This is a genomic window from Psychromonas sp. 14N.309.X.WAT.B.A12 (assembly GCF_030397575.1).
In the GTDB taxonomy this organism is placed as follows: Bacteria; Pseudomonadota; Gammaproteobacteria; order Enterobacterales; family Psychromonadaceae; genus Psychromonas.
Genome location: NZ_JAPNXS010000004.1, coordinates 35221 through 50542, shown reverse-complemented (window position 1 = coordinate 50542; position 15322 = coordinate 35221). Strand labels below are relative to the sequence as shown.

The 15322-nt window shown below is 35.4% G+C and carries 19 protein-coding genes; 3 read left to right on the top strand and 16 right to left on the bottom strand.

Annotated elements, in window-relative coordinates; all coding sequences use genetic code 11:
- Positions 1 to 62: 62 nt before the first annotated feature.
- The 9 genes from OW492_RS06705 to OW492_RS06665 all read right to left on the bottom strand — a co-directional run bounded on the left by OW492_RS06705 (position 63) and on the right by OW492_RS06665 (position 4382).
- Positions 63 to 833, bottom strand: a complete 771-nt coding sequence (locus OW492_RS06705; protein WP_290039162.1) for a hypothetical protein — start codon at positions 831 to 833, stop codon at positions 63 to 65.
- A 38-nt stretch (positions 834 to 871) separates the two neighbouring features.
- Entirely contained in the window at positions 872 to 1117 is a 246-nt protein-coding gene (locus OW492_RS06700) for a Rho-binding antiterminator (RefSeq protein ID WP_290039161.1), read from the bottom strand.
- A 10-nt stretch (positions 1118 to 1127) separates the two neighbouring features.
- Complete coding sequence (locus OW492_RS06695; RefSeq protein WP_290039160.1) at positions 1128 to 1325, bottom strand: hypothetical protein; 198 nt, start codon at positions 1323 to 1325, stop codon at positions 1128 to 1130.
- An 84-nt stretch (positions 1326 to 1409) separates the two neighbouring features.
- Entirely contained in the window at positions 1410 to 1703 is a 294-nt protein-coding gene (locus tag OW492_RS06690) for a hypothetical protein (RefSeq protein ID WP_290039159.1), read from the bottom strand.
- 22 nt (positions 1704 to 1725) lie between these two features.
- On the bottom strand, positions 1726 to 2220 hold the full coding sequence (locus OW492_RS06685) for a GNAT family N-acetyltransferase (protein ID WP_290039158.1): 495 nt from the start codon (positions 2218 to 2220) through the stop codon (positions 1726 to 1728).
- An 18-nt stretch (positions 2221 to 2238) separates the two neighbouring features.
- Positions 2239 to 2640 (bottom strand): phosphate-starvation-inducible PsiE family protein, encoded by a 402-nt coding sequence (locus OW492_RS06680; protein WP_290039157.1) that lies wholly within the window; start codon positions 2638 to 2640, stop codon positions 2239 to 2241.
- A gap of 182 nt (positions 2641 to 2822) precedes the next feature.
- On the bottom strand, positions 2823 to 3317 hold the full coding sequence (locus tag OW492_RS06675; RefSeq protein ID WP_290039156.1) for a GNAT family N-acetyltransferase: 495 nt from the start codon (positions 3315 to 3317) through the stop codon (positions 2823 to 2825).
- 63 nt (positions 3318 to 3380) lie between these two features.
- Positions 3381 to 3920, bottom strand: coding sequence for a DUF924 family protein (locus OW492_RS06670; RefSeq protein WP_290039155.1), 540 nt, complete (start codon positions 3918 to 3920; stop codon positions 3381 to 3383).
- A gap of 42 nt (positions 3921 to 3962) precedes the next feature.
- The gene (locus OW492_RS06665; RefSeq protein WP_290039154.1) at positions 3963 to 4382 is read right to left on the bottom strand and encodes a MarR family transcriptional regulator; all 420 of its coding nucleotides are present in this window, start codon (positions 4380 to 4382) and stop codon (positions 3963 to 3965) included.
- 184 nt (positions 4383 to 4566) lie between these two features.
- Here OW492_RS06665 and OW492_RS06660 point away from each other — a divergent pair, with 184 nt between their 5' ends.
- Both OW492_RS06660 and OW492_RS06655 read left to right on the top strand, forming a co-directional pair.
- Positions 4567 to 5313 carry a siderophore-interacting protein gene (locus tag OW492_RS06660; RefSeq protein WP_290039153.1) on the top strand — a complete coding sequence of 249 codons (747 nt, stop codon included), beginning with the start codon at positions 4567 to 4569 and terminating at the stop codon, positions 5311 to 5313.
- A 151-nt stretch (positions 5314 to 5464) separates the two neighbouring features.
- Positions 5465 to 6457, top strand: coding sequence for an LLM class flavin-dependent oxidoreductase (locus tag OW492_RS06655; protein ID WP_290039152.1), 993 nt, complete (start codon positions 5465 to 5467; stop codon positions 6455 to 6457).
- Positions 6458 to 6494: 37 nt separating this feature from the next.
- Here OW492_RS06655 and OW492_RS06650 read toward each other — a convergent pair whose 3' ends face one another.
- From OW492_RS06650 to OW492_RS06625, 6 genes are all read right to left on the bottom strand, one after another.
- Entirely contained in the window at positions 6495 to 7079 is a 585-nt protein-coding gene (locus OW492_RS06650) for a LysE family translocator (protein WP_290039376.1), read from the bottom strand.
- An 80-nt stretch (positions 7080 to 7159) separates the two neighbouring features.
- Positions 7160 to 7825 (bottom strand): YoaK family protein, encoded by a 666-nt coding sequence (locus OW492_RS06645; protein WP_290039151.1) that lies wholly within the window; start codon positions 7823 to 7825, stop codon positions 7160 to 7162.
- Positions 7826 to 7903: 78 nt separating this feature from the next.
- Positions 7904 to 8377: a Dps family protein gene (locus tag OW492_RS06640; protein ID WP_290039150.1), complete on the bottom strand. Its 474-nt coding sequence runs from the start codon at positions 8375 to 8377 to the stop codon at positions 7904 to 7906.
- Positions 8378 to 8584: 207 nt separating this feature from the next.
- Positions 8585 to 10237 carry a bifunctional diguanylate cyclase/phosphodiesterase gene (locus tag OW492_RS06635; RefSeq protein ID WP_290039149.1) on the bottom strand — a complete coding sequence of 551 codons (1653 nt, stop codon included), beginning with the start codon at positions 10235 to 10237 and terminating at the stop codon, positions 8585 to 8587.
- A gap of 459 nt (positions 10238 to 10696) precedes the next feature.
- A complete protein-coding gene (gene serC / locus OW492_RS06630; RefSeq protein WP_290039148.1) occupies positions 10697 to 11872 on the bottom strand; it encodes a 3-phosphoserine/phosphohydroxythreonine transaminase in 1176 nt (391 codons plus the stop codon).
- A 259-nt stretch (positions 11873 to 12131) separates the two neighbouring features.
- Positions 12132 to 12266 carry a hypothetical protein gene (locus OW492_RS06625; RefSeq protein ID WP_290039147.1) on the bottom strand — a complete coding sequence of 45 codons (135 nt, stop codon included), beginning with the start codon at positions 12264 to 12266 and terminating at the stop codon, positions 12132 to 12134.
- A 307-nt stretch (positions 12267 to 12573) separates the two neighbouring features.
- On the opposite strand from OW492_RS06625, the gene OW492_RS06620 reads away from it, so the two are divergent.
- Positions 12574 to 13323 (top strand): DNA/RNA non-specific endonuclease, encoded by a 750-nt coding sequence (locus OW492_RS06620; RefSeq protein ID WP_290039375.1) that lies wholly within the window; start codon positions 12574 to 12576, stop codon positions 13321 to 13323.
- Between the two features lie 233 nt (positions 13324 to 13556).
- On the opposite strand, the gene OW492_RS06615 is transcribed toward OW492_RS06620, so the two are convergent.
- Positions 13557 to 15077, bottom strand: coding sequence for a hypothetical protein (locus OW492_RS06615; protein WP_290039146.1), 1521 nt, complete (start codon positions 15075 to 15077; stop codon positions 13557 to 13559).
- Positions 15078 to 15322: the final 245 nt, after the last annotated feature.

The window sequence follows — 15322 nt, the reverse complement described above, 5'->3', positions numbered from 1 at the left end:
GCTGTTATTTAAATATATGATTTTATATAAGCACTGATTTGCATTAATCTTAACGCTTACAATTAACACGCAGGAATATAGGTTATATGATCAATAATCTCATCAATTCCTTGCCAATCCAGCTGTGTTAGCAATATTTTATTTTGTTTAAGTTGTTGCTGCTCATTTATGTCAACACAACTAGCAATCACCATAATATTGCTAAAGTCCTTAAAATCAACCAATGCTATATGCGGAAAATATTTCTTTATTGTTAACAAAGCAGTCGTAAATGATTTTTCATCTTGCACATGTAGATTAATTAAAATCAACCTTTGATCACTAGTGATATTAATAAGATTCTGATAGAACTGTTCTTCAAATAAACAAGTTGCACTCTGCTCGCCTATAAAAAGATCAGAGAGCACCACATCATATTTTTCATCACAATCAGCAACAAATTGCTCTGCTGTTGTGTAAACCACATTAGACTGGTCTGTTAATAAAAAATGCTCTTTTGCCATCGTAATAATAGTTTGTGAAGCTTCAACAGAAGTAATAGATAGCTGAGTACATTTTGCTAAACAACGTTCTAAGGATGCTCCTCCTAACCCTAAATTTAAGATATTTAATGCCTTAGGATTAATTAATAAAAACAATAAAAAAGATTGTGTAACCGGCATGATGATTTGAGTTGGATGAGTTAAAGACATAATCGATTGTATAGAAGAACCAGCGTACTCGAACCACCTAAAACTCTCGGACTCTTTCACAAATAACTTTTCGCCCTTGATATTCTGCTGATGAATAATGCGGTGAGGAAATAGCTTATTAGCAACGAATTTATCTATCACCCTCCACTCCTTTAATACTCTGTATGAGCTTCTCAAGACTAAACAAAAGAGAGCTCTTTTAGATGCGGGTTCTTAACCATTACCGTGAGAGAAGTCATGTTATCTAAAGCAATAATCAGCTCTTGGCCATTATTCTCCAGTTTAATACACTCTTGTTTTTGTTCATCTTTTAATGTGTCAATTGCAACGCCTTCAACTATTAGACCTGATTTTAAAGTTATTTGAAGAGGATAGTGATACATACAAACTATTTCAACATAATCATATTGATGACAAGTTAACATCTTAATTACCTTAAATGTATTGACCTACTAAGTTAATGCAGTGATTAACATATTGCTCTTTTTCAGACACTGGTGAAACATAATGTATGGCAGCTTCTGCTTGTTGCTTACCTGCTAATTTATAAATAACCCAAGCAGCTAAATATTGAGAAGCTAAACATCCACCCGCAGTAGCAATATTATCCTTCGCATTAAAAGGTTTATTCAATACCTTAACTCCCGATTCGATAACCCAAGGCTTAGTTGTTAAATCAGTACAAGCTGAAACACCCTTTAATAACGTACCTGAACACTAACCGCCAATAAGTTGCTTATTCGGATCTAAATTCAAACGAGATAGTAAATGGCTATCTTTAGCAATATCTCGAATTAATAGACCACTTCCAAATAGAACTACATCTGCAGTGTTAGCAAACTCTAAGGGTTGTTGGGACATAACCGTAACACCGTTCATTGATACAACCGAAGGCGAAGGACTGGTGATTTGTACATCCCAGCCTTGTTCTTTCATTCGATTCAATATACCCATAGCAATAAAAGAATCTAATTCATTAAAGCCATCAAATGTTAATATTGCTATTTTCATATAGTTTCCTAATATTTCACGATTAGACTAATTGTTTTTGCATTAAGTATTGTATCAAGGCTTCATTGTTCCTGTTTACTGTTTGTGACTTAATAACCTTAAAACCTAATTTTTGAAATAAAGGCTTAGCGATTATGGAAGCTTCAACATATAAGGCTGGTATTTTTGATTGCTTTGCACACATTACAAGGTGCAATAATAGATGAGTAGCTACACCTTGTTGCTGATAGTCAGGATGCACATACGCACAATCGATATGTCCATCACTTTCAAGTTCCATAAAACCTGCGACTTTATCATTTATCAATAATAGAAACGGTCTTTTATTAGACAATCGATCAAACCATTTCTGGTAATTTATAGGTGTAGGAGCCCAAGCATATTGTTGGGCTACTGAATAAATATTAGGATCTATGGAATGAACGGCTAAATAAAATAGGTCTATAATTTCTTTAGCTCGCGCACTACAGTAAGTAACGATTTGATAATTTTTCGCGCTGTTAGTATCTCTATCCATAAAATCAATGACAGCAGGCTAAATATCTTTATCGGATTTACCATAAGGATATTTAATATGGCCGTAACGAATAACTAAAATGGCTAACACAATAATTAAAATAGAGGCAGACAGCCCTAACATTCTCCACGTATCCAAATTTTTCATATCCAAAATCATATAACGGGCCAAAGCAACTACTGCAATATATAACGGCATTCTTACTGGTAATCGGCCTGACTTTAAATACAGACTCACCATGGCAAAGACTTCTAAATAGATAAACAGCAATAGTAAATCAGCTAAAGTCACTTCCCAGTTTTTAAAGACGATCCAAACTTCTGCTGCCATCGCAATAACCGTTAATACGGCAATGGTAAATAAACCAATATGCTCAACTAACGATAAGGCTTTATAGCCTGCATTTTTCACATTTGACATGCGATTCCCTTACTAAGTGAACTGATTTGTATAAGGACAAATCAGGAGATCTAAAATTAACATCACAATATCAAATTTAACAGTATAATCAATAGCTTAATAGCTTATTTAAGAAAGCCCTTTATTTATTTTATATGTCGACTTACCGCCCAAATTAAACTTAAGATATAAGCAATTGATAGTTATAAAGAAAGTGACATCTCATGCCAGCTTAAACCACCGTGTAAAGAGTCTGATTCACCTAAATGTATAAAGCCATGTTTAGCATAAAAATGAATCAATTCAGTTTGACAGATTAAATAGATATTTGACTTGTTTATCCCCTTCATCTTTTGAATAAAAGCACCTAATAAAGTATCTGCATACCCTTTACCTTGATAGTTAGGGTGAACCACAACAGACATAACTACAATATGTTTTCCAGTGGCATCATGACCAACTAATTCTTTAAAAGCTTCATCGGATAACTGCACATGATGAGTTGCACCTGAATTAACAAAACCAATGATTTCTCGATCATTTTCTAAAACAAGGAAGCCTTGAGGATACTGTTGAATACGACACAATATTTTCTCTTTGGTAGCAGCTTCATCACCGGCATAAGCAGCTCTTTCAATCTCATAGCATCTATCTAAATCACTTGTCTTTGCTTCACGTATAGTGAATTCATTATTCATCTTATTAGTTCCCACTGACCATTGTCATTTGTTGAAGTTAATTTGTACGATTGATATGAGTGCCTAAAAACTAGAATTTGGTTGCCTTAAGAAAGCTAACTCTTCGGGTGTTGAAGTACGTTGTAATATTGCATTACGGTGAGGATAACGTCCAAATTTAGCTATAATATTTCTGTGCATCACTTCAAAATCAAGAGTAGATTGTAGTCCATTTTCTGTAAATAACTGCAATGCCTGATCGTGAATGAACAGAGACTCACTGTGCATGAATGGCATATACATGAAGCTGCGCTCAATAGCACTTAATTCCTGATCTACGCCTTTTGCAATTGCTTCTTGTGCTAGTACCAATGCAAGTGAATCCGATGCAAATGCACGATCAGAGTCTCTAAACATATTGCGTGAGAATTGATCTAACAGGATGATTTCAGCTAACCGTCCCTTTGCTGATTCTCGCCACTGAAACAGTTCACCACGGTTTGCTTGTTGATGTAATGTTTGAAAATTAGCAGTGATATAACTATCGACTGCAGCATCTTTTTTCCACCATTGTTCAGGTTGTAATCGAGTAAACCAAAAATCATGAATATCCTGAAAATTCATACTAGCCTCTTTGTTAATATGTGCTTTGTTTAAGAATATAAATTATTCTAAATTACTATTCATCTTATCAACCACTGTTGAGAATGTTTTAACTTGCTCTTCGGAAAGGCCTTTACACATTGTTTCATTAATCTCTTTCTGTGCTTGTAATAGTTTGGTTAATAATTTTTTTCCTTGCTCCGTAAAAGAAAGTATAAAACGCCTTTTATCTTCAGCAGATGCTTTCTTTTCTATCAAGTCTAACGTAATCAATTCTTTCACTAAACGTGCTACTTGCGCCTTATCTCTCTGCATTTTTTGCACAATGTCATTTGCAGTACAATTTTCTGTTTCATTAATGATATATAAGCAACGTACATGCATTGCGTTTAAACCCAATTCATTGGCATCAATCACCTCTCGTATCGTTACTCGATAGTGTTGCATCAGTGAAAAAAGTGAATTGATCAGGGGGGTATCCATATGCACCTCAAAGTAGTTGACAAAATCAATTAAAATGTTATCGTTGATATTATCAACTATAACATAGATATTACCTTAAATATAGTTATTGAGTTTTACACTAAAAATTATCTGTGTTTAAGATAACAAGCTATGTCTCATAAAAATTGAAATAGCAGTTACTATAAATCCAGTAAGGAATAATATGCGCAAACAAATTCGACAAGCAAATGTATTAAGTTCGCAACAAATCACTCCTCATTTACAACGAATTGTCATTGGTTCTGAGGAATTTAAAGGCTTTACTTCTTCTTTAATAGGTAACTATGTCAAGGTGCTACTTGCTAAAGAGGCCGACTCTACCTGTGATATAGAGATGAAAAGTGCCTGGATGCGCTCTTACACCATTCAAGATGTAGAAGAAGAAACTGGTGCTTTAACTTTGGATTTTGTTATTAATATGCATCAAGGACCAGCTACCGATTGGGCGAAAACAGCTAAGGTAGGAGATAAGTTAGCCATTGCAGGTCCAGGTCCTAAAAAGCTCGATGAATTGAGTCAGCCACATTATGTGTTAATCGGAGACTTAACCTCAGTTAACGCAATTAAAGGATACCTTCACCTACTACCGAAGTCAGCACGTATTGATGCTATTATTCATGTGCCAAATGAACAAGATATCATCAACTTAGACACGAAACGGTCAGTAAATTGGGTAGTGACAACGACACCTAATCAAAGTCTACCAAGTGCATTGGATAAGCTTAATATATCAGAAGACAGCATTATATTTATGGCTATTGAAGCTGGATTAATGACTGAACTAAAAGGATTTTTTGCACAGAAATACCAAGTCTCTCGCACACAAATAGTGGCTTCAGGTTACTGGAAACAAGGTGTTGATTCTGAAAACTATAAGCTGCAACGTCAACAGTTAACCAACACAAAGTAAACTGGAAATACTTTAATAAATCGCTCCCCCGCCTATTTATTAAGTTGCTGTTAACAATGTATTGAAAAGCTGTCAGACTGGCAGAGTCAATTTCTATCTGTGCCATAGTTTATTAACAAAGGCATACATCACTCTCTGTAGAGGTATTATTTTGTTATCAACAATCCCTTTCTCCCTATTAGAGCTTGTGCCAATGCAACAAAATGCAAGCGTTACGCAAACATTATCAAACAGCACACAATACGCTCAAAAAGCAGACCAGCTTGGCTTCAACCGATTTTGGCTTGCTGAGCACCATAATATGCCAGGTATTGTCTGTGCTGCCACCAGTATTTTAATCGGTCATATCGCTGGTCAAACTGAACGTATTCGCGTTGGATCTGGTGGTATAATGTTGCCGAATCATTCTACGTTAGTGGTTGCTGAGCAATTTGGCACCTTAGACAGCCTATATCCTGGACGGATAGATCTTGGATTAGGTCGAGCGCCAGGTAGTGATAATATTACTAGCCAAGCTTTGAATAGTGACCCTCAACGAGCACAGCGTTTCCCGGAAGAAGTAAGTGAGTTACAAAGATTATTAGGTCCTTATAACGGTAATTCTGCTGTACGCGCGATCCCAGGAGAAGATACAAACGTACCGATTTGGTTATTAGGCTCAAGTTTATTCAGTGCCCAACTAGCAGCTCAAAAAGGTTTACCTTATGTGTTTGCAGGTCACTTTGCCCCTCGATTTTTAAAAGAGGCGGCCTCTCTTTATCGCCGAGAATTTAAGCCCTCTGCAACCTTAGATAAACCTTATTTTATGTTAGCTTTACCCGTAGTTGCCGCTGAAACAGATCAACAAGCAGAATATTTATCAACTACCTCAAAACAAAGAGTACTTGCATTAATGCGAGGGCAACCACTTTGGTTAAAACCACCTGTCGACTCTATGTCAGGATTATGGACAGCTCAAGAAAAAGCGCAGGTTGAAAACTTTCTAAGTTTAAGTGTGATTGGTGGACCAACGAGTATTAAACATAAACTTGATATTATCGCTAAACAACTAGCCGTTGATGAGTTTATCTTTACCAATGATTTGTATGATAACCAAGACCGTCAACGAGCTTTGGAAATACTCATTTCAGTCAAAGAGCAATAAATTTTTCTACTGTTTCCTAGCAAAAAATAATTTTTTATTAACTCTTGGTCAACGCTATTTTTGCGCTTAATCCAATTAAAATACTGCCGGATACCCCTTCCAAAATCCGGCTATAACTTTTTGCTTTTGAACTGTTAAATAGCACACTACCTAAACTGGCATATAATAAATTACAGGTGGTTGCTAATGCACTAAACAACAAGCCTAAAATCAGTAGTTCATGACTTGCATTATTACTAACAGGATCAATAAATTGAGGTAAAAAAGCCAGAAAAAACATAGCCACTTTAGGATTTAATACACTAACGATAACACCTTGTTTAAATACCTGTTTAGGTTGTTGACTATGATTCGTTCTGATGGGAAAAGCCCCCTGTTGTCGATAACAGTTCATTAATGAGCAAACACCTAAATACAACAAATAAGCAGCCCCTAAATATTTTATTAGAGTAAATAACAAAGCTGAACTGACAATCAATGCAGATAACCCAATAACTGCAGCAAAAGTATGGATTAAATAACCCGTCCCTAATCCCAATGAAGCTTGGATACCAGATTTTATATTTCCTTTCATGGTGTTGCTAACGATATAAACAACATCAGGGCCAGGAATTAAGTTAATCGATAATGCTTAGATAACAAATAAAATTAATGAGTGAAGCTCCATCGTTTCATTGTCCTTTTAATAAGTTAAAAATTCCTTTATCGATTCATTTTTAAACTATACATTGAATACAATAATGCTAATAAAATACATATAAAAACAGGGATATATAATGCTTGAAAGTAAAAGAGATGGAAAAAGTAAGCTCCCAACACTCCCCCACTAATAAACCCAGTAATAATTAACAAAAAAAGAAGTAACTTTCTTTTATCGAAAGCTTCACCTCGTAATTTAGCGCCTATCATAATACCAATATCAGTAAAAATTCCTGTCAAATGGGTTGTTCTAATCACAGCACCGCTATAAGTTGTCGCTAAAGCATTTTGTAAACCACAGGCGGCAGATGCAAAGTAATGCCCAATTAATCCATCCTGTTTTGATAAATAGAAAATGGCAGCGAGTAATAATAGCGCCTCTAAATATAATAACCCACTATAACGCCGCCCTAATTTTAACGAACCACCTTTTAGGTAAAATCCAGAAATAATAGAGCCAATAACAAAACTAATTAAAATAAACAAAAGATGTAAGCTGCTTGAAAAAGAGGCTGTGATCAGCCCTGTACCGAATTGTGTAGCAGTACCAGACAGGTGTGAAATAGCTTGATGTTGGAAGCCTAATAGGCCAATTGAATTGATAAATCCTGCAATCAACGCAAGTATAAATGCACCAGATTCAACCCAACGTGGCAGTCTTGATATCATAGGCATACTTTTTATAAAGCTAAAAAAAGCGTGTGATCATTACGACCACACGCTTATTATTTATCTAAACAGACTAAATTACAGCGCTTTAGTCGCTCTTAACATCCAAGCCGTTTTTTCATGGATACGCATGCGGTCAGATACTAAAGATGCAGTCGACTCATCGTCGGCTTCTTGTGCAACTTTCAATACTTTACGAGACGTTTTAACAACTTGTTCGTGTGCTTTAGTCAATAAAGAAACCATATCAGAAGCACTTGGTACACCTTCAACTTCTTCAATTGAGCTAAGTCTTGCAAACTCTTTGTAAGTACCTGGTGCAGCATCACCTAAAGTTCTAATACGCTCTGCAATATCATCAACTGCAACTGCAAGTTCTGTATAATGCTCTTCAAACATTAAATGTAATTCACGAAACTGTGGGCCTGTTACATTCCAATGGAAGTTGTGCGTTTGTAAGTATAAAGTATAAGAATCAGCTAAAAGACGCTTTAAACCCTCAGATATTTCTGCACGGTTTTCTTTACTAATACCGATATCAATCTCTGTCATTTTATTTCCTTACAGTAAACACTGTCATTCGAGATAACAGTCTAGTGAAACAAAAAGTAACTAGTAACAATCTCTTGCTTGGATTATCACTAAAACTAGTTAACACATTTAGATTACTGTATTCGCAGCCAATGAGCAACACAACTCGAGTGTTCTTTTACTATTTAGAAACAATTAATTACCTAATAAAGCACAGTTGTTTAATAGTTAAACGACTTCAGCATCATGTTTAATTAAGTCAATAACCTCGGTCAAGGGTAAAGCTTTGGAGAAGTAGTATCCCTGTGCATAATCACAGTTCAACTCAACTAATAGTTCAAGTTGTTGTACTGTTTCTACCCCTTCAGCTAGAACCCTAACATCTAATATTCGCCCCAATTCAATAATATGTTTAATAAAATTTTTATCTAACTCTGTATGGCAAACTTTATCAACTAAACTTCTATCTAACTTTAATTTATCAATGGAATTATGGAAAGTCCGTATTAAGCTTAAAGATGAATAGCCAGTACCAAAATCATCGACGGCAATATGCATGCCTAATGCTTTTACTTGTAACATATTATCTGACAGCATTTTAGTATTATTAATAGAAGCCGTTTCTGTCACCTCTAATTCAAGAAAGTGCGTTGGGCAACCTGTAGCAACTAAAATTTGTTTTATTCGTTCAATAAAAGTACTCATTTCCATCGTTTTAAATGATACGTTGATAGCAACTCTGGGAGCATGGATATTTTGTCGCTGCCAAAGTGTTAACTGTTTACATACTTTCTCAAACACCCATAAGTCAAATTCAAAATGCAATCCAATTTCTTCAATAATATTGATAAATATGTCTGGACGAATAACCCCTAAACTCTGGTCAGTCCAACGGGAAAGTGCTTCCAAGCCAACCAGTGTTTGGGTTTTCATATCATATTGAGGCTGATAATGAATATCAATAACTCCCCTGGACATTGCTTTAGGTAATGCTTCTATAATTAACTTATGTCGTAAATAATCTTCTGTTGGTTCAGGTGTCGCAATAAAATAATTATTAATACTATATTTTTTGGCTTTTTGTTTTACTGTTTCTGCTGCGATTTGCATCGCATGATAGCTGTGGTATTCATAACCGGGAGCGCTCACACCTATACTGAATGACTTATTAATGGCCAATTCATCAGAAATTACAATAGGTTTCGCCAACTCAAAACATAAATTTTGACAGATAAGTTCGATACGTCTTTTTAAAATTAATTCAGGCAAGTTCTCATGGTCTTCAATCAAAATTGCATATTTAGCATTTGAAAAACGAATAACAAAACCAAAACTTTTTACTAAAGACTGTAAACGCTGACCTAATAGAGACAGGAACTGGTCACCAACAACATAGTCGTAGCGAAAATTAATAGCAGAAAAATTGTCAGCTTCTAAGATCAACAAAACCATATTTTTTAAGGCTATTCGACTGTTTTCCAGTAGATAATTAATCCGAGAAATCAATGCCCAACCATTTGGTAATCGAGTGATGGGGTCGACCGACTTATTTTCAGAAGCACTGAAATACAAGCTAAAAATATCACAACCTTCGTAGACGCAATGTAATTTGGCGCCTACTGTATAATGAAACTGGTTAAATATCTTAGCATTAGTAACAATCCCTTCTTCACTGTGCATTGCATCATCAAATAAGGTATCTAAATTGCCATTGTGATCATTTTTATCCAAAATCAATTTGTCTGCTAAATTCGAGTTACGTATTACTGATGAAGTCAGGCCTGATAACTCTGTAAAAGCATCATTGCAAGCCGTCACCAGATTAATACTGCCTCTATATACTGTGAGAGCCGCGAGTAGCGTTTTACTATTATCAATCATAACAAGTAATATCTACCATTGATGGTGAAACACTGAGGTGTGTGGAATTAGTAATAAGATTAAAAATAAAGCATCCTTAATAAGTAGTAAAATAGTTTACAGTAAGATGAGTATAGACCAATTAAAATGACATTAATAAACAGACTTACATTTACTTTTGAAAATAGCAAAATGACTTAATTAAATGGAGTAGTTATTCCTTTAAAAAATAACAACGAGCAAATAAGTTATTTAACCAAATGATGAATTTAATCGCATTAAAACAAAAAAACTATTTATTAAGCTTTAACATAAATAAATGGAGAACAACCACTATATTCGCTATTTTTGATAGTAACATTGCTTTATGACAGGACAAATATGCAGTATATAAGATTAATTTATTCATTAGAGTGAAATAAAAAATGCCAATCATATTGATTTATATTATTGGCATAAGGCTAATTAAAATAGTGAAATTTAACTATTTTCTTTTTGAAAATCACGCATAAAAGTAGCTAGTATGTTTGCTTCACCAATAGTGACACCATTATATAAGCTTGCACGTAAATAATCTCCTACACCAAAAGGAGTTAATGTCCGTAAACCTACCATGCCTTTATCCCAACTTTCTATTAAGAATTTGTTAGTTAAAGCGTCATCACCACCGGCAATATTAAAAGGTACGTTCATGCGGCTGCGTAATGTTTTATTATCAATAGGAGTAGCATAAAACCCATTAGAGTTATCAATCACATCATATAGTACATCAGATTTAGCAATAGAACGGCGTTCACATGCATCTACACCACCCTCTTTAACTAACCAATCCATCACCATCCCTACTACTTCAATATTAAAAGTAGCAGGCGTATTCCAAAGGTTACCTGCTTCACTATTCGTTGTGTAATTAAATACACCAGGACACAGCGGCGATGCTTTACCTAATAAATCTTTACGTACTACCGTCATTGTTAAACCTGGATGACCGATATTTTTTGAAGCACAAGCAAATAAGACTCCTACATTACAACCACGCCAATCAATTGGTTTTGTACTGAAATCAGAGCTAGCATCCACCACTAACGGAATATGTTGTAATGCCTCAGGCAACTTCGGTAAACGATGTAACTCTATACCATTAACTGTTTCATTAGAGCATAGATATAGGTATTTACTATCAACATTAACATTCGCCTCAGTTAATTCAGGGAAAGTAATAAACTTACCTGTATCAGGGTCGCTAGCATCGATAGTATGCACATCACAATATCTATTTGCTTCATCACGACCACGAGCAGACCATGTACCATTAACAACATAAGTTGCAATATCAGACGGTTCTGTACATAAATTTAGAGGTAAAGCTGCAAATTGACCATGGCCACCACCATGAGTAAACAACACTTCATATTCATCTGGAATTGCCATGACTTCACGCGCAGTTGCAATAGTGTGCTCTAAAATAGCTAAAAACTCAGGAGCGCGATGCGATAAGGATAACGAAGTAAATCCTGGTTTATTAAAACTAGCTACAATTTGAGCTTCAACTGCTTTTGGAAGAGAAGTTGGACCAGGACTGAAGTTGATCACTTCTTCAGAAGGTGCGGTAGAACTAAGTGAGCCAACAAGGGCTGGGTGAGTCTCTGTATTCATGTTGTATTACCTTACATAATCAAGTCCATATTAACCCTTAAAAAAGAGTTAATTTTTTAGTGGATTCATTATGCAAGCAAATTTCCAGGCTGCTTAGGGCCAGAATTAGCTTTTCTTGATCCCAAGGTAGGAAAGTTATAGTTAAAATAAAAAGCATCATAGAAGTGCTACTTTTCAAGATAACGAATGTGAGTTTTCTATTTACAGCTAATAAAAAGCCGGTGAGTAATACATGACTCACCGGCTTTTTAACTTTTAATTAATGACGGTCATTTTGTTGACTATGACCATTTCCACCACCTTGATGCCCCCCGTTACCATGATGATGAAAGAAACCACAACCAGATAGAGACAATGATAAGGCAATAATGCCCACTAATGTTAAAAATCGCATAAATGCTCCCAATATAAATAATATCAATTAACTCGATAACCTTATAGACAGCTTAATAATCAATAGGTTCCAAAATGGAATATTGACCTCTCATATATGGCACGCCCATTGGCCAATAAATGTTGCTTCTCATGACTAATCATTCTAACGAATGTAATTTCATCCATCTGCACAAAGATTTAAATAACATTTTTTTAATTAAAAAATTAGATAGATGTAACGTAATCAGCACCTTTCTCTTGTACAAATACCTTTCTATTCAAACTATTTATAGGGATATACCATGAAAATAAAAACAACTGCATTAATGATTGCTTCGTTCTGGAGTAGTGTAAGTTTAGGCGCTAATTGCGTTTATGAATGTCCTACTGGGGCTTCAGGTGAACAGATAGAGCGCTCTATCTATACATTAAGTAACAATGCTACAACGAAATTTGCTGACTGGGTAGCTTATCATGTGACCAGTGAAACCATTGATGGCCCATCACGTTCACGATACTGGAAAGCGGATCCTGATTTAGATGCATCCGCGACACTAGAGCCAGATGATTACACAGATGCCAATGCTATTTTAGCAACCGACAGAGGTCATCAAGTTCCCCTTGCTTCATTCAGTAATACTGATGATTGGGCAATGCTTAATTACCTATCAAATATCACACCACAATCTTCATCTTTAAATCAAGGCCCTTGGGTTGATTTAGAAAGCGCAGTAAGAAGCATGGTATCTGCAGGACAAAATGCTTATGTCGTCAGTGGTCCATTGTATGAATGGAGTTTTGGTGAATTACCAGAAGCAGATGAATCACATATTATCCCAAGCGGTTACTTCAAAGTAGTGATCACCGATGTGAATGGTTGGGTTGAAGCTTCTGCCTTTATCATGGAACAAAATGCACAACGAGCTGATGATTTTTGTACAACAGAGGTTACTGTTGATGAAGTGGAGTCTCGCAGTGGATTAGATATTATGCCATCTTTAGCAGCCTATAAAGAAAGCTCAGTTGAAGCTCAACTAGGCGGATTAACGACTAGTTTAGGCTGTAATACTAATTAACGGATCTATTTTACTTGTTAAAAAACTTATTGATTCGTTGTAATTTTCGCAAATAGAACAATTATTTGATTCAAATTACGCCTTAAACCAAGTCATTTTTTCTAGGTAAAGTTTAGACTACTTATTTAATATAATTGGTATAACTAAATTTATTCAGTTAATAAGTGATATAAATATTAGGTAAAAAAAAGCCCTGTTAAACGACAGGGCTAAAGGACTTAAACTAACATATATTAAAAATCGTAAGCATTACTTAATGTGGTGGTATTACTCTCTAACATTGCTTGATATAGCTCTTCTGTTTCAGAGGTAGTTGTGATTAAACCATTTAAGTCGCTATAAAACTCTGTCGCAGCAGCATCATCCACGAAATCAGAAGCACTATATTCCCCTAAATCTACCAAGTCGACATTTGTTGTCATCAAATATTGGATCGCATCACCACTGTCAGCACTTGAAGTAACTAAATTAATCTCAACACGTGATAGAGTTGGATCGGTAAAATCAAATAGGCTACTAACTAATATTACTGGCTCGTCATTAGCAAGCGAGTAGATTGATTGATAAGTGATGTTACTCGAAGAGCTTGAACGATCTTCATCTAAACGGAAATGCACACGTTGATAATCGAACTCATCGCTACTATAGCTGCCATTGGTATCGATACAAAACGCATCAGCCACATCACAAACACTACTCACACTCACTCCATCTATAACATCTACCGATGGAAATGCATCCAGATCAAGGAAAGTATCCTCATCTAATTCAGTGAAGCTAGTAAATAACCAATCATTATCACTGATCGTTCCAGAAAAGTAACCGCTCCAAACATCAACCTCTGAAGTATCATAGGCTACATTTAACTGATCAATATCATCATAGATAGGCTGCCAAAAGTAACTTTGATCATCATGTACAGCAATTATGCCACTATCACTATCTAACTCTACTTCATCAATAGTTGTCCAATAAACATTGGTTAAACCTGAACTTGAAAGACTTGCAGTAAGTGTACTTGCACTATCATTAGAGTCTTCATACAAGTTAGTAGAGCTGATAAATGCCCACTCTGAAAGTTCAGCGTACTGTGTTGAACTTGAATCATAAGAAGCAAAAGCAGTGATCAATACATCACGAGAAGCAGGATAAGGAGAGTCAACCGGAATCGCTGTTGCCGTCGCCTTCCCATTAACAGAATCAACATCATAACTACTTTGATAATAGTCAGGATCAGAATCAGGCTGCTGGACATTTACTAAAGCAGTATCCGAAGCTGTTTCTCGATAATCACTGCCTGTGTAACAAGTACTTCCTTGTTCTTGAGTAATATTCAGTACCATATCTTCAAGTAGGTCTTTCTGTACACTAAACATATAGCTACCACGATCACCACCCGTTAAGCTTTCAATCTCTTCCAGTGTCACATAACCGTCATCAGGCACATCAGTACTGGTAATAGTAAATAAGCCATTAGTGATATCATCTCCAGAGAAAGTCTCTGCTATAGTGCCATCGGCATTATGATAAAGAATATTATAATCATCTTCAGCCACATAGGCAGTAATGACTTCCCCATCATTTAACTCTGAATCAGCATAAATAATACACTTACTATTCAACGAGCTTTCGCTGACAGACTTTAATTGCACCACTTGCCACTTATAAGTTGGGGCACTAGAGCCTGAAGAGCCTGAACCACACCCAACAACTAATGCAGGTACAATAAGAGACGCTAAAATGGACTTTTTCATTATTTTAATCCTTAAAATAAAATATTGTTTAGTATGAATACAGCCAAAATTTGCAAAGTATCTGGTGATGCCGATAACTTCATAAAGCTTGTGTCGAACTTTTGATATTTGACGCCATTTTTATGACATTTATTGAGTTAATAACGTAAATAAACAAACTTAAAGTAATAATCACTGTGAATATACTTAGATAAAGCAGAATCCATGCCATAAAAATCATCACTATTAATTAACTTTATTCATGT

Excerpts from the sequence above, each read along its gene's own strand:
- OW492_RS06700 (WP_290039161.1), bottom strand. The coding sequence starts at position 1,117 with ATGTTAACTTGTCATCAATATGATTATGTTGAAATAGTTTGTATGTAT.
- OW492_RS06690 (WP_290039159.1), bottom strand. The coding sequence starts at position 1,703 with ATGAAAATAGCAATATTAACATTTGATGGCTTTAATGAATTAGATTCT.
- OW492_RS06685 (WP_290039158.1), bottom strand. The coding sequence starts at position 2,220 with ATGGATAGAGATACTAACAGCGCGAAAAATTATCAAATCGTTACTTAC.
- OW492_RS06680 (WP_290039157.1), bottom strand. The coding sequence starts at position 2,640 with ATGTCAAATGTGAAAAATGCAGGCTATAAAGCCTTATCGTTAGTTGAG.
- OW492_RS06675 (WP_290039156.1), bottom strand. The coding sequence starts at position 3,317 with ATGAATAATGAATTCACTATACGTGAAGCAAAGACAAGTGATTTAGAT.
- OW492_RS06670 (WP_290039155.1), bottom strand. The coding sequence starts at position 3,920 with ATGAATTTTCAGGATATTCATGATTTTTGGTTTACTCGATTACAACCT.
- OW492_RS06665 (WP_290039154.1), bottom strand. The coding sequence starts at position 4,382 with ATGGATACCCCCCTGATCAATTCACTTTTTTCACTGATGCAACACTAT.
- OW492_RS06660 (WP_290039153.1), top strand. The coding sequence starts at position 4,567 with ATGCGCAAACAAATTCGACAAGCAAATGTATTAAGTTCGCAACAAATC.
- OW492_RS06645 (WP_290039151.1), bottom strand. The coding sequence starts at position 7,825 with ATGATATCAAGACTGCCACGTTGGGTTGAATCTGGTGCATTTATACTT.
- OW492_RS06640 (WP_290039150.1), bottom strand. The coding sequence starts at position 8,377 with ATGACAGAGATTGATATCGGTATTAGTAAAGAAAACCGTGCAGAAATA.
- OW492_RS06635 (WP_290039149.1), bottom strand. The coding sequence starts at position 10,237 with ATGATTGATAATAGTAAAACGCTACTCGCGGCTCTCACAGTATATAGA.
- serC (WP_290039148.1), bottom strand. The coding sequence starts at position 11,872 with ATGAATACAGAGACTCACCCAGCCCTTGTTGGCTCACTTAGTTCTACC.
- OW492_RS06625 (WP_290039147.1), bottom strand. The coding sequence starts at position 12,266 with ATGCGATTTTTAACATTAGTGGGCATTATTGCCTTATCATTGTCTCTA.
- OW492_RS06620 (WP_290039375.1), top strand. The coding sequence starts at position 12,574 with ATGATTGCTTCGTTCTGGAGTAGTGTAAGTTTAGGCGCTAATTGCGTT.
- OW492_RS06615 (WP_290039146.1), bottom strand. The coding sequence starts at position 15,077 with ATGAAAAAGTCCATTTTAGCGTCTCTTATTGTACCTGCATTAGTTGTT.